The following is a 22,227-nucleotide window of genomic DNA, read 5'->3' on the forward strand; positions in this document are numbered from 1 at the left end:
TCACAAGCGGCGTCCCGCACTACCCAGGTCGCGATCGTCGCTTTGCCGCCGGTCTCGATGTCGAGCGTCGGCCCTGTCGTCGACGCGCTGAACCTCGCCAATGAAATCGACGGCCGCGCGCTCTACCGCTGGCAAATGTGCTCGTGGAACGGCCGGCCCGTGCCGCTCGCGGGCGGCGCGCAATGGCCCGCCGATTGCGCGTTCGGCGACGCCGTGGCGTGCGACTGGCTCATCGTCGTGACCGAGCGCTTTCAGCAGTTCGCCGACTATCGCCTGTTTCTCGCGAGCCTCGCGCGCGTGGGGCAGCGCACGCCGCTCGTGACCGGCATCCACCACGGCATCTGGTGGCTCGCGATGGCGGGGCAGTTGCAGAACTATCGCGTTGCGGTGAACTGGGAGACCTATCAGCAGTTCTCCGAGCAGTTCGAGCGCACTATCGTCACGCAGCACATTTACGAAATCGACCGCGACCGCGCGACCTGCTCGGGCGGCCAGGCGACGCTCGATTTCATGCTCGCGATGATCGGCCGCGAGCACGGCCCCGAACTCGTGGACCGCATCGCCGATGCGCTCGGCGCCAGCACCCTGAGGAGCGGCGACGAGCGCCAGCGCATTCCGTTCGTGACCGCGCCTGGCGAGCGCCATCCGCGCCTGAACGATGCGCTCATGCTGATGGAGGCGAACATCGAGGATCCGCTCACGACCGACGAGATCGCCGGCCACGTGGGCGTCTCGCGCCGTCAGCTGGAGCGCCTGTTCCGGCAGTACCTCAATGCGATGCCGTCGAAGTACTACCTGGGCCTGCGTCTCGCGAAGGCGCGCTCGCAGTTGCAGCGCACCAGCAAGTCGGTGGTGCAGATCAGCCTGGCATGCGGGTTTTCGTCGGCGGCGCATTTTTCCAATGCCTATCGCGAGCGCTTCGGCGTGACGCCGCGCGAGGATCGCCGCAACTGGATCGAGCGCCAGCACGGCGGCGCGGCCGGGGCGGCGGCGCAGGAGCCGCGCGCGGGCGCGCTCGTGGAGCCGCCGGAGCGCGACTGATTTCGAACGATCGCACCTGATTACACCTGATCGAGCCCGCATTCGGGCGACGACGAAAAAACACGTCGCGGTTACGCAAGACGATTGCGGCGTAGTTGCCTACACTGCTTTTGTGTCGATGGGACTTGGTGCAGAGCACTTAGTCCCATCCCAGGCAGAGCTACTGAGGCAAAGGGCGTTGCGCCGCAACACACGCACGCCGCCCCCAGCCTGAAACCCAATTTGAGCCCAAGAGGATTCGCCATGAACGACCAGACCGTGAGCCGCAAGACCTTCGACGAAGTGATGGTGCCGTGCTTTTCGCCCGCGCCGTTCGTTCCCGACCGTGGCGAAGGCTCGCGCGTGTGGGACACCGAAGGCCGCGACTATATCGATTTCGCATGCGGCATCGCCGTGACCTCGCTGGGCCACGCCAACCCCGACCTGCTGCGCGTGCTGCAGGAGCAGGGCAGCAAGCTCTGGCACATCGGCAACGGTTACACCAACGAGCCGGTGCTGCGCCTCGCGAAGAAGCTCGAAGCGCTCACGTTCGCTGATCGCGCGTTCTTCGCCAACTCGGGCGCCGAAGCCAACGAGGCCGCGCTCAAGCTCGCGCGCCGCGTGGCGTTCGACCGTCATGGCGAGCAGAAGGCCGAGATCATCTCGTTCACGCAGTCGTTCCATGGCCGCACTTTCTTCACGGTGAGCGTGGGCGGCCAGCCCAAGTATTCGGAAGGCTTCGGCCCCGTGCCCCAGGGCATCGTGCATCTGCCGTACAACGATATCGAAGCCGCGAAGCGCGCGATCGGTGCGCAAACCTGCGCTGTGATCGTCGAGCCGGTGCAGGGCGAGGGCGGCGTGATTCCCGCCGATCCGGCCTTCCTGAAAGCGCTGCGCGAGGCGTGCGATGCGCACAACGCGCTGCTGATTTTCGACGAAGTGCAAACGGGCGTGGGCCGCACTGGCACCTTCTACGCGTACCAGGACACGGGCGTGACGCCGGATATCCTCACCACGGCCAAGGCGCTCGGCAACGGCTTCCCGATTGGCGCGATGCTCACGACCGAAGCCATCGCGGCGCACTTCAAGGTGGGCGTGCACGGCACGACGTACGGCGGCAACCCGCTCGGTGCGGCGATTGCCGACAAGGTGGTCGAGCTCGTGAGCGATCCGGCGCTGCTCGCCGGCGTGCGCGCACGCGGCGAAGCGATTCGCGCGAAGCTCGCGCAACTGAACGAACGCTTCGACATGTTCAAGGAAGTGCGCGGCAAGGGTCTCCTGATCGGCGCTGAGCTGAACGCGCGCTTCACTGGCCGTGCAAAGGATTTCAACGCCGCGGCTGCGAACCGTGGCGTGATGATGCTGATCGCCGGCCCCGATGTGCTGCGCTTCGCGCCGTCGCTCATCATTCCCGAGGCGGACCTGAACGAGGGCTTCGCGCGCCTCGAGAAGGCCTTTGAAGACGTGATCGGCGCGCGCTGAACGCGGGCCGCGCCTCATTGACCACAGGACCGACGATGCTATTCGTTCGCCCCGCAAGGCTCTCCGATCTCGATGCGATCGCCCACATGGCCCGCACCGCGCAGCCCGTGCTGCACTCGCTGCCGCACGACCGCGCGGCGCTGGAAGCGCGCATCGCGCTGTCCGAGGACTCGTTTCGCGCCCAGGTGGACTTCCCCGGCGAGGAGTTCTATCTCTTCGTGCTCGAGGATTCGGCCACGGGCAGGCTCGTCGGCACCTCCAGCATCGTCGCGGCGGCGGGCTATTCGGAGCCGTTCTACGCATTTCGCAACGACGCGCTGATTCACGCCTCGCGCGAGCTGCACGTGAACCGCAAGATTCACGCGCTCACCATGTCGCACGAACTCACGGGCAAGAGCCGGCTCGCGGGCTTTTATATCGAGCCCGCACTGCGTGGCGATGCGGCCGCGCATCTGATGTCGCGTGCACGCATGATGTACATCGCGATGAACCGGCGCCGCTTCACGCCCGAGGTGTTTTCACTGCTGCTCGGCGTGACCGACGACGCAGGTGTCTCGCCGTTCTGGGAGGCGGTGGGGCGCAAGTTCTTCGGGCGCGATTTCAAGGACATCGAAATGGTTTCGGGCGGCCGCAGCCGCACCTTCATCGCCGAAGTGATGCCCGCGTATCCGCTTTACGTGCCGCTGTTGCCCGAGGCCGCGCAGCGCGTGCTGGGCGAGCCGGACCCGAGCGCCTTGCTCGCTTACGAGATCCATCTGGAAGAGGGCTTCGAGACGGACCGCTATGTCGATATCTTCGACGCGGGTCCGGTGATGACCGCGCAGATGGACCGCACGTCGTCGGTCGAGGGCAATGAGTCGCGCACGGTGCGCGAGAGCGCCGGCGCGGCACCGGGCGCGAAGTATCTGGTCGCGAGCCAGCATGGCGGCGAGTTTCGCTGCGCGCTGGCGACCTTGCCAGAAGCGGCGCAAGCGCCGGGGCGCGCGGGTCATGGCGTGCATGCGCCGGCTGCCGCGCCGCTCGACGCGGCCACGCGCGCGGCGCTCAACGTGCAGGATGGCGAGGCGGTGCGCTGCGCACCGCTGTACCGCCACAACGAAGACGACTCGATGGAACAATCGACTGGAGAAGCGCAATGATCGTGGTACGCGTCGTGCAGACGGGCGATGTGGACGCGCTCGTCGCGCTTGCCCAGGAAACCGGCCCCGGCCTCACCACCTTCAAGCCCGACCGCGAAGCGCTCGCGGCGCGCATCGAGCGCACGCGCCGCACGCTGGCGGGCGAGGCGGCACAGAGCGAGGCGGGCTACTTCTTCGTGATGGAAGACACCGCGACCGGCGACGTGGCCGGCGTGTGCGGGATCGAAACCGCAGTGGGCCTGCAGCAGCCGTTTTATAACTATCGCGTGAGCACGGTCGTGCACGCGAGCCAGGACCTCGGCATCTGGACGCGCATGCGCGCGCTCAACATCTCACACGACCTCACGGGCTATGCCGAAGTGTGCTCGCTGTTCCTCTCGCCGCGCTATCGCACGGGCGGCATGGGCGGCCTGCTGTCGCGTTCGCGCTTCATGTTCATCGCGCAGTTCCGCGAGCGCTTTCCTGAGCGTCTGTGCGCCGAGTTGCGCGGCCACTTCGACGCGGAAGGCACCTCGCCGTTCTGGCGCGCGGTCGGTTCGCACTTCTATCAAATCGACTTCAACGCCGCCGATTATCTGAGTTCGCACGGCCGCAAGGCGTTTCTCGCCGAGCTGATGCCGCGCTTTCCGGTGTACGTCGAACTGCTGCCCGAGGAGGCGCAGGCCTGCGTGGGCCTCACGCACGCGGACACGGTGCCGGCGCGCCGCATGCTCGAAGCCGAAGGGCTGCGCTACGAGAATCACGTCGACATCTTCGACGCGGGCCCCGTGCTCGAATGCCATACAGCCGACTTGCGCACGGTGCGCGAGAGCGTGGTGGTGCCGGTACGCATCGGCACCGCGCAGGTAGCGGAAGAGGGCGTGCGCTCGCTCGTGTCGAACACCTCGTTGACCGACTTCCGCGTGGGCTTTGCCCCGGGTGTCGTGCACGACGGCGCGTTCACGCTGAGCGCGCAGGAAGCGGCGGCGCTGAACGTAGCAGAGGGCGATCCAGTGCGCGTGCTGGGCGCGGCGCACAAGGCGAAACAAGGTTAAGAGCGGGGCCTGTTAAAGCCACGCTAGAAAGTTAAGGATGACCATGAACGAGCTTTTCATCGATGGACAGTGGTGCGCGGCTAGCGGCCCCGCATTCGTTTCGCGTAATCCGGGCACGGGCGAGACCGTCTGGCGCGGCAACGCCGCGAGCGCCGAGGACGTGGACCGCGCCGTGAGCGCCGCGCGCCGCGCATTCGTCGAGTGGTCGCAGACGCCGTTCGAGACGCGCTGCGAGATCGTCAAGCGTTTCGCGGCGCTCGTCACCGAGCGCAAGGAACAACTCGCGCAGGCCATCGGCCGCGAGACCGGCAAGCCGCTGTGGGAAGCGCGCACCGAGGCCGCTTCGATGGCCGCCAAGGTCGCGATCTCGATCACGGCCTACGGCGAGCGCACCGGCGAAAAGCGCAGCGACATGGCCGACGGCGTGGCCGTGCTGCGCCATCGTCCGCATGGCGTGGTGGCCGTATTCGGTCCGTACAACTTCCCCGGCCATCTGCCCAACGGGCATATCGTGCCGGCGCTGATCGCGGGCAACGCGGTCGTGTTCAAGCCTTCTGAGCTCGCGCCTGACGTTGCGCGCGCAACGGTCGAGATCTGGCATGAAGCCGGACTGCCCGCCGGCGTGATCAATCTCGTGCAGGGCGAGCGCGACACCGGCATCGCGCTGGCGAACCATCGCCAGATCGACGGGCTGTTCTTCACGGGCAGTTCGGATACCGGCACGCTGCTGCACCGCCAGTTCGGCGGCCGCCCCGAGATCGTGCTCGCGCTGGAGATGGGCGGCAACAATCCGCTCGTCGTCGCGCCCGTGGAAGACATCGATGCCGCCGTGCATCACGCGATCCAGTCGGCGTTTCTCTCGGCGGGGCAGCGCTGCACCTGCGCGCGCCGCATCCTCGTGCCGACCGGCGCGTTCGGCGATCGCTTCATCGAGCGCTTTGTGGAAGTGTCTTCGCGCATCGCGGTGGGCGAATACAACGCCGAGCCGCAGCCGTTCATGGGCGCTGTGATCTCGGCGCGCGCGGCGGCCAAGCTGATCGACGCGCAAACCCAACTGCTCGAACGCGGCGCGAAGGCGCTGCTGCGCATGGAGCAGCGCGATCCGGCGCTCGGCTTCGTCACGCCCGGCATTCTCGACGTGACGAATGTGGCCGATCTGCCCGACGAAGAACACTTCGGGCCGCTCGCGCAAATCATCCGCTACGCCGGTTTCGACGACGCCATCGCGCAAGCCAACAACACGGCCTATGGCCTCTCGGCGGGCCTGCTCGCCGACGATGCCGCGCTCTGGCAGCGCTTCTCGCGCGAGATCCGCGCGGGCATCGTGAACTGGAACCGGCCCACCAACGGCGCGTCGAGCGGCGCGCCCTTCGGCGGCCCGGGCCGCTCGGGCAACCACCGGCCTAGCGCGTTCTACGCCGCCGACTACTGCGCCTGGCCGATGGCCTCGGTCGAGAGCGCACAGCTGACCATGCCCGCGAGCGTCTCGCCGGGCCTTCAATTCTGAGGATCGACGATGACCCAACTCAATACGGCACTCACGGGGACCCTGGAGGCCAACTTCGACGGACTCGTCGGTCCCACGCACAACTACGCCGGGCTGTCGTTCGGCAACGTCGCCTCGCAGAACAACGAGAAGTCGGTGGCGAACCCGCGCGCCGCCGCGCAGCAGGGCCTGCGCAAGATGAAGCGCCTCGCCGACCTCGGCTTCGCGCAGGGCGTGCTGCCGCCGCAGGAGCGCCCCTCGATGCGCCTGTTGCGCGAGCTGGGCTTCACGGGCAAGGACGCCGACGCCATCGCGCGCGCCGCGAAGGACGCGCCCGAACTGCTCGCGGCAGCGAGTTCGGCTTCGGCCATGTGGACCGCGAACGCGGCCACCGTGAGCCCTTCGGCGGACACGCCCGAGCGGCGCGTGCATTTCACGCCCGCGAACCTGTGCAGCAAGCTGCATCGCGCGATCGAGCACGAATCCACGCGCCGCACGCTCGGCACGATCTTCGCGGACCCATCGCACTTCGTGGTGCACGACGCGCTGCCGGGCACGCCCGCGCTCGGCGACGAAGGCGCGGCGAACCACACGCGCTTTTGCGCGCAGTACGGCGAGCGCGGCGTGGAGTTCTTCGTTTATGGCCGCAGCGAGTACCGGCGCGGGCCGGAGCCCAAGCGTTTCCCGGCGCGCCAGACCTTCGAGGCGAGCCGCGCGATCGCGCAGCGCCATGGCCTCACCGACGAGACCACGGTGTTCGCGCAGCAGCGCCCCGAGGTGATCGACGCCGGTGTGTTCCATAACGACGTGATTGCCGTGGGCAACCGCAGCACGCTGTTTTGCCACGAGCTGGCATTCGTCGACCAGAAGAACGTCTACGACGAACTGCGCCGCAAGCTCGGGGCGCACGGCGCGCCGTTCGACGTGATCGAAGTGCCCGACGCGCAAGTGAGCGTGGCCGACGCGGTCTCGTCGTATCTGTTCAACAGCCAGCTTTTGAGCCGCGCGGACGGCAAGCAGATTCTCGTCGTGCCGCAGGAATGCCGCGAGAATCCGCGCGTGGCGATCTATCTCGACGAGCTGGCCGCGAACAGCGGCCCCATCGACGAGGTGCTCGTGTTCGACCTGCGCGAGAGCATGAAGAACGGCGGCGGCCCCGCGTGCCTGCGCCTGCGCGTGGTGCTGAGCGAGGCCGAGCGCGCTGCGGTGGCGCCTGGCGTGTGGATGAACGATGCGCTGTTCGGCCGGCTCGACGCGTGGATCGAGAAGCACTATCGCGACCGCCTCGCGCCCCAGGATCTCACCGATCCGGCGCTGCTGGTGGAGTCGCGCACCGCGCTCGACGAACTCACGCAGATTCTCGGCCTGGGGTCGCTCTATGACTTCCAGCGCTGAGCCGGTCCGGCCGCACCCGGCGGGCGCGGCCACGCCCGACTGCCTCGGCGATTTTCTCGCCGCGACGCTGGCAGGCGTTCGGCCTGCAAGCGAGTCCGAGGCACAGGGCACCTGCGCGTATGGCGCGGTGCGCTGGCAATGGCTCGACGAAGGCGTGCTGCAACTCGAGCCGGTGCACACCGGCGGCGTGCGCGGTGAGCCGCTCAAGAGCGTGCTGCTCTCCGCAGGCGTGCATGGCGACGAAACCGCGCCCATCGAGCTGCTTTCGCGGATGGTGACTGATCTGGCGGCGGGGCATCTCGCGCTCGCGTGCCGTCTGCTGGTCGTGCTCGGCAACGTGGCCGCGATGCGCGCCGGCACGCGCTACGAAGACGACGACCTCAACCGCCTCTTCAGCGGCCGCCATGCACGCGTGCCGCAAAGCCGCGAGGCGCCGCGCGCCGTTGCACTAGAAACGGCGGCGCAGCGCTTTTTCGCCGAAGCGTCCGAGGTTCCCGGCGTGCGCTGGCATCTCGACCTTCACACGGCGATCCGTGCCTCGGCGTTTGAGCAGTTCGCACTGCTACCTTATACCGGCGATGCGCCCACGCGCGCGATGTTCGACTGGCTCGCCGACGCGAACATTGCCGCGGTTCTGATCCACACGGAGAAGGGCGTGACGTACTCGGCGTTTACCGCCGATGCTTGCGGCGCCGTCGCGTGCACGCTCGAACTCGGCAAGGTGCGGCCGTTCGGGCAGAACGATCTCACGCGCTTCGCGCAGGCCGACGCGGCCGTGCGCAGACTCGTTTCGGGCGCGCAGGCGGCCGAGGATGCGCCGATGCCGCGCGTGTTCACGGTGATCGGCCAGATCACGAAGCAGAGCGACGCGTTCGCGCTGCACGTGGCCGCCGACGTGGCGAACTTCACGCCGTTCGCGCGCGGCACAGTGCTCGCGGAGGACGGCGCGTATCGCTACGTCGTCGCGCGCGACGAAGAGCGCATCGTGTTTCCGAATCCCACCGTGAAGCCCGGCTTGCGCGCGGGCCTGCTCGTGGTGGACACGACTGCCGAAACCCTCGCTTCGCTCACATGAATCGCGCGAAACCCCCGCCAGGCGGGGTTTTCCGACCGGCTGCGCCGGGCGCGGTACAATCCCGGCCTCGCGGTTGCTGCGACGCGTCATAGACGACGCGTCGGTTTGAACCGCTTTGTTGGCGCGGCGATCCTGCGCCGAAGCGCGCCCCATGACCTTTGAAGCGCGCTGCATTTCGACTGGAAAGAGACACCGATGAACATGAATTGGAACTGGAACAAGCTGGCCACCTTCACGCTGTGCGCGGCCTTCACGATGGCCGCGGGCGCAGCCCATGCCGCCGACCTCAAGGAAATCCGCTTCGGCGTCGAGGCGTCGTATGCGCCGTTCGAATCGAAGTCGCCGAGCGGCGAACTGCAGGGCTTCGACATCGACGTGGGCAACGCCGTTTGCGCGAAGCTCAAGGTCAAGTGCGTGTGGGTGGAGAACTCGTTCGACGGCCTGATTCCGGCGCTGCAGGCGCGCAAGTTCAACGCCATCAACTCGGACATGACGATCACGGATCAGCGCCGCCAGGCGATCGATTTCACCGATCCGATCTATGCGATTCCCAACCAGATGATCGCGAAGAAGGGCAGCCCGCTGCTGCCCACGCCGGAGTCGCTCAAGGGCAAGCACGTGGGCGTGCTCCAGGGCACGATCCAGGAAACCTACGCGAAGGCCAAGTGGTCGCCCGCCGGCGTCGACGTCGTGCCGTATCAGACCCAGGACCAGATCTATGCCGATCTCGCCTCGGGCCGTCTGGACGCCGCGTTCCAGGACGCCGAAGCTGCGTCGAAGGGCTTCTTGAACAAGCCGCAGGGCGCGGGCTTCGCATTCGCGGGACCGAAGGTCGACGACGCGAAGCTGCTGGGTGAGGGCGTGGGCTACGGCGTGCGCAAGAACGACGCAGCGCTGAAGGCCGCGCTCAATGGCGCGCTCAAGGAGCTCAAGGCCGACGGCACGATTGACCGCATCGCTGCGAAGTATTTCGACGTGAAGGTCGTGCTCAAGTAAAACGCGCTGCGTTAGCGGGTTTTATGTGAATGCCGGCGAGGCTTTGCCTCGCCGGCTTTTTTTTGTCTTCCTTGGCCTGTGAAATTAATGAGATGAGTTGCGCCATCCTGTGTATAGCATCGTGAGGATCTGAACACGAGAGAAGACAGTCATGTATCTCATTGATGGCGAAATCCCATACTACAAAACATCGATTTGGGGTTCGAAGTGGAGCAAGTGTGACGGTTGCAAACCGGTGGACGTTCAGCGTATTTCTGTCCCGGGCATTTCAATGGACAAGGCGCCACCACCTGCGCCCAAGCCCGCCAAAGCGCAATCCTCACCACAGAAGGAAGTCATTAAAGTTCCGCCGTTCGATATTCAGGAGATACCGGACGCAATGAGACGCGAGGCCATGCCCGTTGCTGCGCAGCTCATGACGCGTTGGTTTGCGGGCGAGCTGAATTATGCGCCGACTGGTGAGGACCTCAAGGCGGAGAGAAATCAGGATGGCGAACCTTATCCGTCGACTATGTACGACATTACGACGGTTAAAATGAGTTGGATTCTAAAGTTCGAGCGTGCGAAAGAACAATATAACGAACTGATAAAAAATAGAATTTATAATCAGGCTGCTATCAGCGTACTTAGGGAAAGGTTGGTTCCATATAGGGATTTCATCGTGCCCATGAAAATATGGGATATCTGCAAAAACAACATGCCGATTCTCCATCGATATTTTCACTTTCAACGTGTGAATGTTGGAAGCTCGCTTGCACAGAAAATTGACGAATTCATGGAGTCTCAGTTTCACAGAAATGGCATACCAGACGATCTTACGGGTGCACTAGGCTCCTTTAACCTCTACGCCGCACCGGCAGACGTCAAAATTGACTACGTCACACGAGAAGCCGTCATATCGAGTGTCTATGTGTACGTCAAGGATAGCTATGACTTTACGGACGAGGCGGGCAGTGTGTCACAGTATCTTGGACATTGGAGCACCAAAGGGGTGATTGTGGTGCCGTACCACGGTCTTATCCAGCAGCTCAATATTTGGTCCCTTTACGTGCCGTATCCAGTCGCACGTGGCAACGTGAGGGTCAAGGGCAATATTTATTACCCTGTGCATAACAAAGATTTCCGGGCTTGGGCGATCAAGCATCAAAGAGGAGGCGATTTCATGGTCTTTTCTGATCGAAAACGCTGCCAACTTCGTGTACCGATACGGATCAAGTTATGAAAAAATCGGCAATTGCGATCGTTGCTCTCGCACTCGTCTACTACTGGGTAACGCACCGCTCAGACTCCATGGCCTATGACTGTGCGCGCAGTAAGTCCCCTGATGAACGTTACGTCGCTGAAGAATGTACGCTGGATTGGGACCACGGTGACAACCCGAAATATGTGGGCCGGCTATACGACGCCGCCACGGGGAAAATGCTCGCGCGGCGAACGCTTCACGCCCCGGACCCCGAGATACTTTGGGTCGCAAATTACCTGATGTTCTCGGGCGGTGGTGATGATGGAGACATGGTAGCTTTGCCGCCTTCCCTGCATGACCGCATCGTCGCGACTTACTGGCAGTTGACGAGGTGGTAATTTTTCAATTTTTCCCGGATTCGCGCTTCATACGCTTGACGTATTGGAGGTGCACTGTGAGCAAGATAATTGAATCTCTGCGCGACGACCTGGCCGCGCTGTATGAAGCGGGCGCGATCGACAAAGTCACGATGCGCGAGTTCGACGCGATCTGCCCACCCCCGGTGCGTGAATTCAGTGCCGCCGACATCAGACGCCTGCGTGAAGACCTGAAATTCAGTCAGCCAGTATTCGCGCTCCACTTGCACACGACGGCTTCTACCGTGCGCAAATGGGAGCAAGGCCAAACCCACCCTACCGGGCCGGCGCTCAAGCTGCTCAACGCTATTGCCGACAAGGGCTTGCAGGCCATCATCTGATCGGTCGCCCGGCCGTTCTCGATGAACCATTTTTATTTCATCCGGCTTCGGGCTTCATATGCGCGTTGTATGGGGCCAGGATAAAATCCCTCAAGAAAGAAAACGCCGCCGTGGCCTCGCTGGCCGCGCGTGAGCGGGTCGCAAGAACAAGCAAGAACAAATCGCAAGAGACCATACGACCAGGTGCCGTGCACAGTGCGGCGTTTCGCGGGGGACCCATGAGCTTCAGTGCCTCAGACCGGCTGCGCATGTCGGGCGTCGAAGATAGCCATCGAACGACAGATACACCGGCAGATTCATCGACCCATTCCTGTCACGCCTATTTCGCGCGCAAGCCTGTGCTCGATCGTGATGGTGTGCTTTGCGCGTTCGAGATGGTGTCGCGCGTGGTGGCGCACGATGACTTCGCGCAAGCGCCGTCGCCCGATGGCCACGCAGCGCAAAACAAGGCGTTAATCGACGCATTCAGCACGCCCACTTTGCGCGCGGCGCTGACCGGCCATCCGGCGTGGCTCGACGTAACGCGCGAGCTACTGTTCGACGACGTGCTGCTGCGCCTGCCCGCCGATCGCGTGATGCTGGAATTGCCGTCCGGCATCGGCGCCGATCCCGAACTGCTCGCGCGGCTCGCCAAGCTGCACGGCAAACGCTATCGCTTCGCGCTCGACCACGTCACGCAGGCCGACGAGTCGTTCGCGAAGCTGCTGCCCCTTGCGGACGCGGTCAAGCTCGATCCGCGCGGCATCGCGCCTGCACTGCTGCCGAAGTTCGCGAGCGTGCTCAAGGCAGCGGGCAAGATCCTCGTGGCGCTCGCCATCGATACGCCCGCCGAAGCCGAGCGCGCTCACGCGCTGGGTTTCGACCGCTTCCAGGGCTATTACTTCGCGAAGCCGCAGGGCGGCGGGGCGCGGCGGGCGAGCGCGCCCCGCCAGGCGTTGCTGGGCCTGCTGCAACTGTTGGCCTCGGAGCCCACCGTGACGCAGCTCGAAGCGGAACTGAAGCTCAATCCCGTGCTGGTGATGCATCTGATGCGGCTCGCGAATTCGGGCAGCTTCAGTCTCGGGCGCAAGGTGAGCACGTTGCGCGAGGCGATCAACGCAACGGGCACCAATCGCATCACGCGCTGGACGCAATTGTTGCTGTACGCGGACGGCCGCAAGATCGCGCTGGAAGACGACCCGCTTTTGCAACTGGCCGCCGCGCGCGCGCGCTTCATGGAACTGGCCGCCGCGAGGCTGCCCGAAGCCGGGCCCGCCGAGGAAGACGCGGCGTTTCTGGTCGGGGTGTTTTCGTTCGTCGACGCCGTGTTCGGCGGCCCACTCGATCAGACGCTCGAAGTGCTCAGGCTCGCCCGGCCGATCCGCGCGGCCATCGCGCGCCGCGAGGGCGTGCTGGGTCGGTTGCTCGACGTGAGCGAGGCGCTGGAGCGCGCCGACTGGGTAGCTGTCGATGCGTTGTGCGCTACGCTCGCGCCGCTCGACGCGGGCGCGCTGGCGGCGCTTGCGTTCGAGGCGGCGGCGTGGGCCGGCACGGCCGAGCACAACGCCGAGGCCAAGGGGCTGGAGCGCATCGAGGATTGAGGATTGAGGTGCAGGCGAGCCCGCCTGCATCTACAACTGCATCTACACCTGCGCCTACACCCGCGCTTTCGCCGGACTAGCCGAGAAAAACCGCGCAAGCTCGTGCGCGAGTTCGTTCAACGCGCTCATTTCCTTCGGCAAAATCCGCCGCGGCTCCTGGCTCAGCAGCCAGTCGCCATAGAGCAGGGCCACCGGCGGTTCGCCGGGGTGGGCCACCGGCAGCAGCACGAATGCGCGCGCGTCGTCGAGGCGCGCGCGGTACCACGCGGGCAGACGCGAGAGCATCTTCGGATCGCGCGCATTTTCGATGAAGATGCCCACCGAGTTCGCAATCGCGAGATGGAACACGTCGGGCTGGAACGCCGCGCTGAACGAGAGTGTGTCCAGATGCCCTTCGACCTGCGGACCGAAGCCGCGCTGGGCCTCGAACATGTTCGCGCCGCGCCGCACGAACACGATCGTGCGCGCGAAGCCGAGACCGGCCAGCACGGTTTCGGTGGCGAGCGTGAGCGCCGTCTGGAGCGGGCTCCCAGGCGGCAGCGCACGTAGATCTTCCACGCCTGCGGAGATGCGCGCCTCGGGATCGAGCGCCTCGCGCGCAATGGCGTCGGCGTTCGCGCGCAACTCGACGATCTCGCGCATCACGCCGTCGTCGGCTTCCTCGCGGGCGAGCGCGAGGCTCATCTGCACGAGCGTTTCCGGGTCGGTGTTGAGCGCGCGGCCATAGTGCTGCGCGAGTTCGGCGATGTGTTCCTCGCGTGCTTCGTCGGTGAGGCCCGCGATGGTCAGCACGCGTGCGACTTCGGTTGAATAGTTCGTGATGGCGCGCAGCCATTGCACCTGGCGCGGCTCGTTGCCGGCCGGATCGTATTCGCCCATGCCTTCGCGGATCGCTTCGGGCAGGCGCCAGCGCGTGGCCACGTCCTGGCCGATCTCGGCGAAGGTCACGCCCAGCACGTCGATGCAGGCATCGTCCTCGGCCGTGCCCTGGTCGCATTCGCGGCGGATCTGGTCCCACTCGGGTTCGAGATAGAACACCACGAGGAGCTTGCCCACCTGGCGCATCAGCGTGCAGACCACGGCTTCTTCGCCGGCGCGCAGGTCGCCGCGCTCGGTGAGCTTGCGCGCGACGCACCCCGAGAGCATCGTGCGGTTCAGTTCGAGCTTGGCGTCGATGCGGCGCGGCGCGCTGTGATGGAAGTGATCGACGATCTTCAGGCCCACCACGAGATGGCCGACCGCGTCCATGCCAAGCACCATCAGCGCGCGCGTGACGGTCGTGATGTTGCCGCCGAACGCCATGTACATGGCGGAGTTGGCCAGACGTAGCACCTTCTGCGTGAGCGCGAAGTCCGAGAGCACGACTTTCACGAGCTCGGTGAAGTCGTAGTCGTCGTTGGTCATGGCGGCCACGGTCGAGCGCAGCGATTGCGACAGTATGGGGAAGTCGCCGCGCTCGTTCATACGAGCCCAGAGTCGGTCGAGCAGGACTGCCTTTACCATCTGAACCATGTCAATTTCGCTGATGCCCTGCGTGTATCGGTGCCATGCTCAATGCACGTCGTGGAGGTGCAAGGTGCGTGACTCGAACCGCTGCGAGAGCTCTTCCGAAGGCAATGCCTTGCAGACGAGCCATCCCTGGATATGGTCGCAGCCCATCTTCGTGAGCAGCTCGCGCTGCGCCTCGGTCTCGACGCCTTCGGCCACGAGCTCGAGCTCGAGCGTGCGCGCGAGGCCCACCACGGCATTGACGATCGCCTGATCGTTGCGCGAGGTGAGCAGGTTCACGACGAAGCTGCGGTCGATCTTCAGCTTTGAAAGCGGGAAGCGCTGCAAATACGCGAGACTCGAATAGCCCGTGCCGAAGTCGTCCACCGCGAAGCGGATGCCGAGCGCCGTGAGCTCCTCGAGCAGCGCGACCGCGTGCTGCGGGTCGTGCATCAGCACGCTTTCGGTGATCTCGAAGACGAGCCGGCGCGGATCGATGCCCGTGAGCCGCAGCGCCTCTTCGACGCTTTCCTTGAAGCGCGGATTGCGGAACTGCTGCGGCGACACGTTGACCGCGACGTACTGCAAGGCAAAGCCTTGCTCGTCCCATTGCGTCAGTTGCATGCAGGCCGCTTTCAAAACCCAGTTGCCAAGATAATTAATCAGGCCGACCGACTCCGCAAGCGGGATAAACGTCGATGGCGCGACATGGCCGTGCAAGGGATGTTGCCAGCGCATCAACGCCTCGACCCCGACCACGCCGCGCGTGACGCTGCTCGTGATGGGCTGGAACGCCAGCGAGAACTCGCCGTTGCGCACGCCGTCGTGGAGATCCGATTCGAGCTTGAGCCGCTGCGTATCGGTCGGGTCGTGGTCGGCCACGTGCAGCATCAGCGTGTTGCCGCCCGCGCCCTTGGCCTGTTGCAGCGCCTGGTCGGCGCGGCGGATCAGCGAGGGGCTGTCCGGCTGCATATCGCTTTCGTTGCTCCCGCCGCAATCGGCGTGCTGCTCGGGATAAAACGCAATGCCGATGCTCGCCGCGAGATGCACCGGCTGGTCGCGAAACGAGTACGGTTGCAGGATCGACGTGAGCAGGCGGCGCGCGAGGGTTTCGGCGGCGTGGCGGATGTCGGCGGGCGGCGTGATCAGAATGGCGAATTCGTCGCTGCCCGTGCGCGCGATGAACTCGCCTTGCTGGGTCAGATGTACGAGGCGGCGCGCGGTTTCGCGCAGCAACTCGTCGCCGGCGTCGTAGCCTAGCGCGCGGTTCACGCGCTGATAGTCGTCGAGATCGAGCAGCAGCAGGGCGATCGGCGTGCCGTGACGGTCGGCCTCGGCCAGCGCGCGTTCTAGCTCGGGCTCGAGCGCCGCCTGGTTCGGCAGGCCGGTGAGCGGATCGTGGTGGAGCGCGTGGGTGAGACGCATCTGCACGCGCTGCCAGTCCGAGACGTCGAAGCCCGCCACAGAATAACCGTCCACGCCCGCATAGGCGGCGCGCTGCACGCGCAGCTCGACGGCGAGCGGGTAGGTGAGCGCCTTCACGAGATCGATCGTGTCTTTTTCGACCGCGCCGCTCGCCAGTGCGCGGGCGAAGAGCGTGTCGAGCCGCGCGAGATCGCCGGGCGCGACGAGGTCGTGCAGCGACGCGCCCAGCAGGAACTCGCGGTGATAGCCGGCAAAACGCAGGCTTGCGTCGGAAACGTAGAGAAAGCGCAGGTTGCGGTCAACGTGCACGAGGAAATCCACGGTCGCGGCGGTCTGCTCGAACGCGCGCGAGAAGGCGTCGGACCTGGCGTCGTCGTGTTGTGTGGCGCGCGCAAGGGCCGTGCCGTCGGTGGCCGCCGCGGCGGCCGGGTGGCTAGGCGAACCATCCGCACCCTCCGCACCCTCCACGCCATCCGCACAGGCGAGCAGGGCGCGGCAACGGGCCTCGTCCTGCTCGCCTGTGCGCCCGGTGCGTGGCCGCAGGCGGTCCACGACCGTGCGCAGCCACCCCGGGAGGGGCGCGGTAATCCTGTTCGCTTCCATGTGTGTAGCTGGCAACCTGTATACGAGTGGCGGGTCGAGCCGGGCGCGCCGCTTGACGTGCCCATCAGACCGAGATATCGACTCCCATGGCGAAATCTTTAGCCGCCGGGGGAAAACGGCCGCGCGCCGACATCGCCGCGAGAGGCGCCGCCGGCGCGCGCCGCACCCTGCGCGCGCGGGCGGAGTATGTTCCAATAGGGCCGTCGCCGGACGCGGCCGACCCAGGCAGGCGCGCCGCAGACCATTTCGCCATGCCTCGCCGCCCGTGTTCGGGTTGCCGCGCTGGCCCGGCAACCGGCGACGCAATCGAAGCCATACGAGGACATCCGACATGAAACCGAGGTATTTCGCGGCGGGGGCCGCGGCGCTCGTGTGCGCCGGACTCGCGTTCTTTACCCTGAGCGCGCAGGCGACGCTCAAGCCGGGCGACTCCGCGCCCGATTTCACAACGCAGGCGTCACTGGGCGGCAAGACCTATGCCTACTCGCTTGCCGCCGAACTCAAGAAAGGGCCGGTGGTGCTGTACTTCTATCCGGCGGCGTTTACCAAGGGCTGCACGATCGAGGCCCATGATTTCGCCGAAGCCGTCGACCACTACAAGCAGTACGGCGCGACCGTGATTGGCGTTTCGCACGACAACATCGACACGCTCAAGAAGTTCTCGGTGAGCGAGTGCCGCAGCAAGTTCCCTGTTGCTGCCGACGAGGATTCGAAGATCATCAAGTCCTACGACGCATCGATGCCGATGCACGCCGCCATGGCCAACCGGGTTTCCTACGTGATCGCGCCGGACGGCAAGATCATCTACGAATACACGAGCCTGTCGCCCGACAAGCACGTGGAGAATACGTTGCGCGCCGTGAAGGAGTGGGCCGCGCAGCATCCGCAACAATAATCACAACGCCGGCGGCGCGTAGCACGTCCTGTGCCGCGTGCTGCCGTTCGAACATCGCGCTTGCGATGCGGCAAACCCCGGCCATCGCGCCGGGGCCGTGCTTGTCGCACGCTGGTATCGTGCAGCTTTTCTTTTTTCCGGATTGGCGCCCGCATGGCACCCGCAGCCCATGTGCGCCTGCGGATCCCGTCTTCGCATGCCTATTCTTGTTCTCCTTTTCGCAGTTGCGGCGCTTGTCTATGGCGCGGTGTGGTCGTTCCAGGCCGTGGCCGCGCGTATGGGCGCCGACGTCGCGATCGGTGTGTCGGTGGTGGTTGTGGCTGCGCTCGCCACGTTGCTGGCAAACTGGCTGCGGCGCCGCCGCGAAGTGGCGCCGAACCTGCGCGGCGAGGGCGACTGGACCCATCGCGTCGCGGGCGCATGGGGAGAGGCACGGCTCGCGGCCGGCAAGCGGTTGTGCGAAGTCAAGCTCGGCGAGGCGCGCGGCGCGTACATCTTCGCGGACCTGCAAGGCGCGCAGCCCGCGCGCGACGCGAGCGGCTGGCAGGTCGAGCTTCGCGTGGCCGACGCGGGCCGGCCGCTCTGGTCCCTGCCGATGCCGAGCGAGCGCGAGGCGAAGCGCTGGGCGCGCATTTTTTCGCTGGCGATTGCGCAGAAACTTTGAAGCGCAGTGCGGGGTCGAACGCTGCTCGTCTGAACACACCGGAAATGCTCATGCGTCACAGCTTTTTTCGCAGCTTTTGTGCAGCACTCGCGTTCGCGGCCACGAGCGCCGCATTCTTGACCGCCTGCGACCAGCAGAAAGTCGCCGATGCCGTGAACGCCGTCAAACCGGACTCGATGGCGTTCGGCGGGCTGAAAATCGGCGTCTCGACGGTTGAGGACGTGCGTAGTCAGGCGGGCAAGCCGGAGATGGTGTGGGAGGACGACGACGGCGCGCAGCGCCTCGAATACCCGCGAGGCCCGAACGGCCTGACCACGTGGATGCTCGACTTCGACGCTGACGGCAAGCTGGTCGCGATGACCCAGGCGCTCACGGCGGGCAATATCGCGCAGGTCGTGCCCGGCATGACGCAAGACGAGGTGCGCCGCCTGCTCGGCAAACCCGCCACGATTGCGAAGTACGCGCTAAGCCACGAGGAAGTGTGGAGCTGGCACTGGGCCGAAGGCGGCGTGGCTGGAGATGGCATGTTCAATGCCCATTTTTCGCCCGATGGGCTCGTGGTCCGTACTTCGCGCTCGGATGCACCTGGGCATGAGCAGCATTGAAGCGGTGTGCCGGCGGCTGAAGCCCAGGAACGGGGCCGCCAAAGTCCCACCAGCGGCCCCACCCATCCAGCTTCTAGCTCATCACTCCAGCACCCGCGGCGGCGGCTCCACGCGCCCGCGCTTCGCATCCCACCACACGCGCAAGCGGTCCATGTACAGATACACCACCGGCGTCGTATAGAGCGTGAGCGCCTGGCTCACGATCAGCCCGCCCACGATCGAGATGCCGAGCGGCGCGCGCAGCTCCGCGCCTTCGCCGCGCCCGAACGCGAGCGGCAGCGCGCCCAGCAGCGCCGCGCAGGTCGTCATCATGATCGGCCTGAAGCGCAGCAGGCAGGCCTGATAGATCGCGTCGCGCGAACTCAGACCCTGGCGCGACGCATCGATCGCGAAGTCCACCATCATGATCGCGTTCTTCTTCACGATGCCGATCAGCAAAATCACGCCGATCAGCGCAATGATGCTGAACTCGGTCTTGAACAGCAGCAGCGCGAGCAGCGCGCCCACGCCCGCCGAAGGCAGCGTCGAGAGAATCGTGAGCGGGTGGATGTAGCTCTCGTAGAGAATGCCCAGCACGATATACACCGCCGCGAGCGCCGCCAGAATCAGCAGCGGCTGGTTGTCCAGCGACTGCTGGAACGCCTGCGCGGTGCCCTGGAAGCTGCCGTGGATGGTCGGCGGCATGCCGATCTCGGCCATCGTGTCGTAGACGACCCGGGTGGCGTCCGAGAGCGACTTGCCCGGCGGCAGGTTGAACGAGATCGTCGAGGCCACGAACTGGCTCTGGTGATTGACCGAGAGCGGCGTCGTGCCCGGCCCGAACGAGGCGATCGCCGAGAGCGGGATCATCGTTTCCTTCGCCGTGGAGACGGCCGCGCCCGAGGACGCGCTCGACTTGCCGCTCGCCGCGATCGAGTTGATCGCGAGATTGCGCGCGGAGTCGGCGGCGATGGCTGCGGCGCTCGAAGCCGAAGTCGCGCCCGTGCCGCCCGTCGATGCACTCGATGTGCTTGACGTAGTCGATCCGGTGACCGTGCCCGCCGTCGCATTGGTGCTCTGCGCGCCGCTCGCGCTGCCGCCCGAGGTGCTCACCCAGATCTCGTTGAGCATGTCGGGACTTTGCCAGTACTTGGGCGCGACCTCCATCACCACGTGATACTGGTTGAGCGGGTTGTAGATGGTCGAGACCTGGCGCTGGCCGAAGGCGTCGTAGAGCGTGTTGTCGATCTGCGCGGGCTTGATGTTCAGACGCGCGGCGGTCGCGCGGTCGATGGTGATCATCGATTCGAGGCCGCCTTGCTGCTGGTCCGAGTTCACGTCGGCGAGTTCGGGGCGCGCTTGCAGCGCCTCGGTGAGCTTCGGCGCCCACTTGTAGAGGTCGGCGGTGTTGTCGGCGAGCAGCGTGAACTGATACTGCGCGTTCGACTGTCGCCCGCCCACGCGGATGTCCTGCACGCTCTGCAGGAAGGTGCGCGCGCCCGCCACGTGCGAGAGCGGCTCGCGCAACTGCGCGATGACTTGATCCGCGGAAAGCTTGCGCTCGCTTTTGGGCTTGAGCGAGACGAACATGAAGCCCGAGTTGGTCGCGCGCCCGCCCGTGAAGCCCACCACCTGGTCGACAGCGGGATTCTCGCCGACGATCTTCATCATCTCGGCGAACTTCACCTTCATCGCCTGGAACGAGGTGGACTGGTCGGCCTGGATGCCGCCCACGAGGCGTCCCGTGTCCTGCTGCGGGAAGAAGCCCTTGGCGATATACACGTAGAGCACGACATTCAGCGCGATGGTGGCCACGAGCGTCATGAGAATCAGGCGCGGATGTGCGAGCGCCCAGCCGAGCGTGTGCTCGTAGCCGCGGTGCAGGCGCGTGAAGCCGCGCTCCAGCCATTGGCCGAAGCGGCCTTCCTCTTTCTTCTCGTGCGGCTGTTCGAGCAGTCGCGAGCACATCATCGGCGTGAGCGTGAGCGACACCACGAGCGACACGCCGATCGCGAGCGAGAGCGTGAGCGCGAACTCGCGGAACAGGCGCCCGACGATGCCGCCCATCAGCAGGATGGGCAGGAACACGGCCACCAGCGAGACGCTGATCGAGAGCACCGTGAAGCCCACCTCGCGCGCGCCGAGCAGGGCTGCCCGTCTGCGTGGCACGCCGTTCTCGATGTGGCGCGAGATGTTCTCCAGCACCACGATGGCGTCGTCCACCACGAAGCCGGTCGCGATGGTGAGCGCCATCAGCGAGAGGTTGTCGAGCGAGAAGCCCATCAGGTACATGGCCGCGAAGGTGCCGATGATCGAGATGGGCACCGCCACGCTCGGGATCAGCGTCGCGCGCCAGTTGCGCAGGAACAGGAACACCACCATCACGACGAGCGCCACCGCGATCATGAGCGTGTGCTCGGTGTCCTTGAGCGAGGCGCGGATCGTGACCGAGCGGTCCGAGGCGGGGATCACCTCGACGTCGGCGGGCAACGATGCCTTCAGTTGCGGCAGCATCGCGATCACGCGGTCCACGGTTTCGATGATGTTCGCGCCGGGCTGGCGGTAGAGGATCACGAGCACCGAGCGCTTGCCGTTGGCGAGGCCGAGGTTGCGCAGGTCCTCGACCGAATCGACCACTTCGCCCACGTCGGAGAGCTTCACGCCCGCGCCGTTGCGGTAGGCGATCACGAGGTCCTTGTATTGGCTCGCCTTGCTCGCCTGGTCGTTGGTGTAGAGCTGGTAGCGCTTGGGGCCGAACTCGATGTCGCCCTTCGGGCTGTTCGCGTTGGCCGAGGCCAACGCCGCGCGCACGTCTTCGAGGCCGATGCCGTAGTGAAACAGGGCGTGCGGCTCCAGCTCCACGCGCACGGCCGGGTTGGCCGAGCCGCTCACGTCGACTTCGCCCACGCCGTCCACCTGCGAGAGCGATTGCTGCAGCACCGTGGCCGCCGAGTCGTAGAGCTGGCCCGCGCTGAGCGTGGGCGAGGTGAGCGCGAGGATCAGGATGGGCGCGTCGGCGGGGTTGACCTTGTGATAGGTCGGGTTCTGCCGGAGGCTCGAGGGCAGGTCGGCGCGCGCGGCGTTGATGGCGGCCTGCACGTCGCGCGCGGCGCCGTCGATGTCGCGGTTCAGGCCGAATTGCAGCGTGATGCGCGTGCTGCCCACCGAGCTCTGCGAGGTCATCTCGGAGACGTCGGCGATCGAGCCCAGGTGCCGCTCCAGCGGGCTCGCCACGCTGGTGGCCACGGTTTCCGGGCTTGCGCCCGGCAGCGTCGCCTGCACAGAGATGGTGGGAAAGTCCACTTGCGGCAGGGGCGCGACGGGCAGCTTCGCGAATGCGAAGAGCCCAGCGAGCGCGATGCCGAGCGCGAGCAGCGTGGTGGCGACGGGGCGGTTGATGAACGGGCGCGAGAGATTCATC

18 protein-coding genes are annotated in these 22,227 nt (G+C 65.7%); 15 read left to right on the plus strand and 3 right to left on the minus strand.

The annotated features are described in order from the left end of the window. Window positions 1-57 precede the first annotated feature (57 nt). The 12 genes from HV773_RS03150 (at window position 58) to HV773_RS03205 (ending at window position 13,147) form a co-directional block, all read left to right on the plus strand. On the plus strand, window positions 58-1,041 hold the full coding sequence (locus HV773_RS03150; RefSeq protein ID WP_129563349.1) for a GlxA family transcriptional regulator: 984 nt from the start codon (window positions 58-60) through the stop codon (window positions 1,039-1,041). A gap of 243 nt (window positions 1,042-1,284) precedes the next feature. Continuing rightward, window positions 1,285-2,502, plus strand: a complete 1,218-nt coding sequence (locus tag HV773_RS03155; protein ID WP_129562289.1) for an aspartate aminotransferase family protein — start codon at window positions 1,285-1,287, stop codon at window positions 2,500-2,502. 35 nt (window positions 2,503-2,537) lie between these two features. Further along, entirely contained in the window at window positions 2,538-3,641 is a 1,104-nt protein-coding gene (gene aruF, locus HV773_RS03160; protein WP_129562288.1) for an arginine/ornithine succinyltransferase subunit alpha, read from the plus strand. Beyond that, a complete protein-coding gene (astA, locus tag HV773_RS03165; protein WP_129562287.1) occupies window positions 3,638-4,675 on the plus strand; it encodes an arginine N-succinyltransferase in 1,038 nt (345 codons plus the stop codon). The genes aruF and astA overlap by 4 nt, the downstream gene beginning before the upstream one ends. A 43-nt stretch (window positions 4,676-4,718) precedes the next feature. Then, window positions 4,719-6,182 (plus strand): succinylglutamate-semialdehyde dehydrogenase, encoded by a 1,464-nt coding sequence (gene astD, locus HV773_RS03170; RefSeq protein WP_129562286.1) that lies wholly within the window; start codon window positions 4,719-4,721, stop codon window positions 6,180-6,182. Between the two features lie 9 nt (window positions 6,183-6,191). Further along, window positions 6,192-7,556, plus strand: coding sequence for an N-succinylarginine dihydrolase (astB, locus tag HV773_RS03175; protein ID WP_129562285.1), 1,365 nt, complete (start codon window positions 6,192-6,194; stop codon window positions 7,554-7,556). Beyond that, window positions 7,540-8,631 carry a succinylglutamate desuccinylase gene (astE, locus tag HV773_RS03180; protein WP_129562284.1) on the plus strand — a complete coding sequence of 364 codons (1,092 nt, stop codon included), beginning with the start codon at window positions 7,540-7,542 and terminating at the stop codon, window positions 8,629-8,631. The genes astB and astE overlap by 17 nt, the downstream gene beginning before the upstream one ends. Before the next feature lie 201 nt (window positions 8,632-8,832). Continuing rightward, window positions 8,833-9,627, plus strand: coding sequence for an ABC transporter substrate-binding protein (locus tag HV773_RS03185; protein WP_129563348.1), 795 nt, complete (start codon window positions 8,833-8,835; stop codon window positions 9,625-9,627). A gap of 151 nt (window positions 9,628-9,778) precedes the next feature. Beyond that, a complete protein-coding gene (locus tag HV773_RS03190) occupies window positions 9,779-10,849 on the plus strand; it encodes a DUF6402 family protein (protein ID WP_129562283.1) in 1,071 nt (356 codons plus the stop codon). Next, the gene (locus tag HV773_RS03195; RefSeq protein WP_129562282.1) at window positions 10,846-11,208 is read left to right on the plus strand and encodes a hypothetical protein; all 363 of its coding nucleotides are present in this window, start codon (window positions 10,846-10,848) and stop codon (window positions 11,206-11,208) included. Before HV773_RS03190 ends, HV773_RS03195 begins: the two co-directional genes overlap by 4 nt. A 56-nt stretch (window positions 11,209-11,264) precedes the next feature. Continuing rightward, window positions 11,265-11,567, plus strand: a complete 303-nt coding sequence (locus HV773_RS03200; protein ID WP_129562281.1) for a helix-turn-helix domain-containing protein — start codon at window positions 11,265-11,267, stop codon at window positions 11,565-11,567. A 218-nt stretch (window positions 11,568-11,785) separates the two neighbouring features. Further along, window positions 11,786-13,147, plus strand: coding sequence for an EAL and HDOD domain-containing protein (locus tag HV773_RS03205; RefSeq protein ID WP_377729994.1), 1,362 nt, complete (start codon window positions 11,786-11,788; stop codon window positions 13,145-13,147). 54 nt (window positions 13,148-13,201) lie between these two features. Here the strand turns inward: HV773_RS03205 and HV773_RS03210 are convergent, their stop codons facing one another. Both HV773_RS03210 and HV773_RS03215 read right to left on the minus strand, forming a co-directional pair. Further along, complete coding sequence (locus HV773_RS03210) at window positions 13,202-14,650, minus strand: HDOD domain-containing protein (protein ID WP_129563346.1); 1,449 nt, start codon at window positions 14,648-14,650, stop codon at window positions 13,202-13,204. A 48-nt stretch (window positions 14,651-14,698) separates the two neighbouring features. Further along, the gene (locus tag HV773_RS03215) at window positions 14,699-16,663 is read right to left on the minus strand and encodes a putative bifunctional diguanylate cyclase/phosphodiesterase (protein WP_129562280.1); all 1,965 of its coding nucleotides are present in this window, start codon (window positions 16,661-16,663) and stop codon (window positions 14,699-14,701) included. Window positions 16,664-16,994: 331 nt separating this feature from the next. Between HV773_RS03215 and HV773_RS03220 the strand changes: the two genes are divergently transcribed. The 3 genes from HV773_RS03220 (at window position 16,995) to bamE (ending at window position 18,827) form a co-directional block, all read left to right on the plus strand. Continuing rightward, the gene (locus HV773_RS03220; RefSeq protein WP_129562279.1) at window positions 16,995-17,558 is read left to right on the plus strand and encodes a peroxiredoxin; all 564 of its coding nucleotides are present in this window, start codon (window positions 16,995-16,997) and stop codon (window positions 17,556-17,558) included. 196 nt (window positions 17,559-17,754) lie between these two features. Further along, window positions 17,755-18,222: a hypothetical protein gene (locus HV773_RS03225; protein ID WP_129562278.1), complete on the plus strand. Its 468-nt coding sequence runs from the start codon at window positions 17,755-17,757 to the stop codon at window positions 18,220-18,222. A 50-nt stretch (window positions 18,223-18,272) separates the two neighbouring features. Next, on the plus strand, window positions 18,273-18,827 hold the full coding sequence (bamE, locus tag HV773_RS03230; protein WP_129562277.1) for an outer membrane protein assembly factor BamE domain-containing protein: 555 nt from the start codon (window positions 18,273-18,275) through the stop codon (window positions 18,825-18,827). Window positions 18,828-18,908: 81 nt separating this feature from the next. On the opposite strand, the gene HV773_RS03235 is transcribed toward bamE, so the two are convergent. After that, the gene (locus HV773_RS03235; protein WP_129562276.1) at window positions 18,909-22,226 is read right to left on the minus strand and encodes an efflux RND transporter permease subunit; all 3,318 of its coding nucleotides are present in this window, start codon (window positions 22,224-22,226) and stop codon (window positions 18,909-18,911) included. Window position 22,227: the final 1 nt, after the last annotated feature.

Origin of the sequence: Paraburkholderia caffeinitolerans (assembly GCF_902859945.1) — a bacterium.
In the GTDB taxonomy this organism is placed as follows: domain Bacteria; phylum Pseudomonadota; class Gammaproteobacteria; order Burkholderiales; family Burkholderiaceae; genus Paraburkholderia; species Paraburkholderia caffeinitolerans.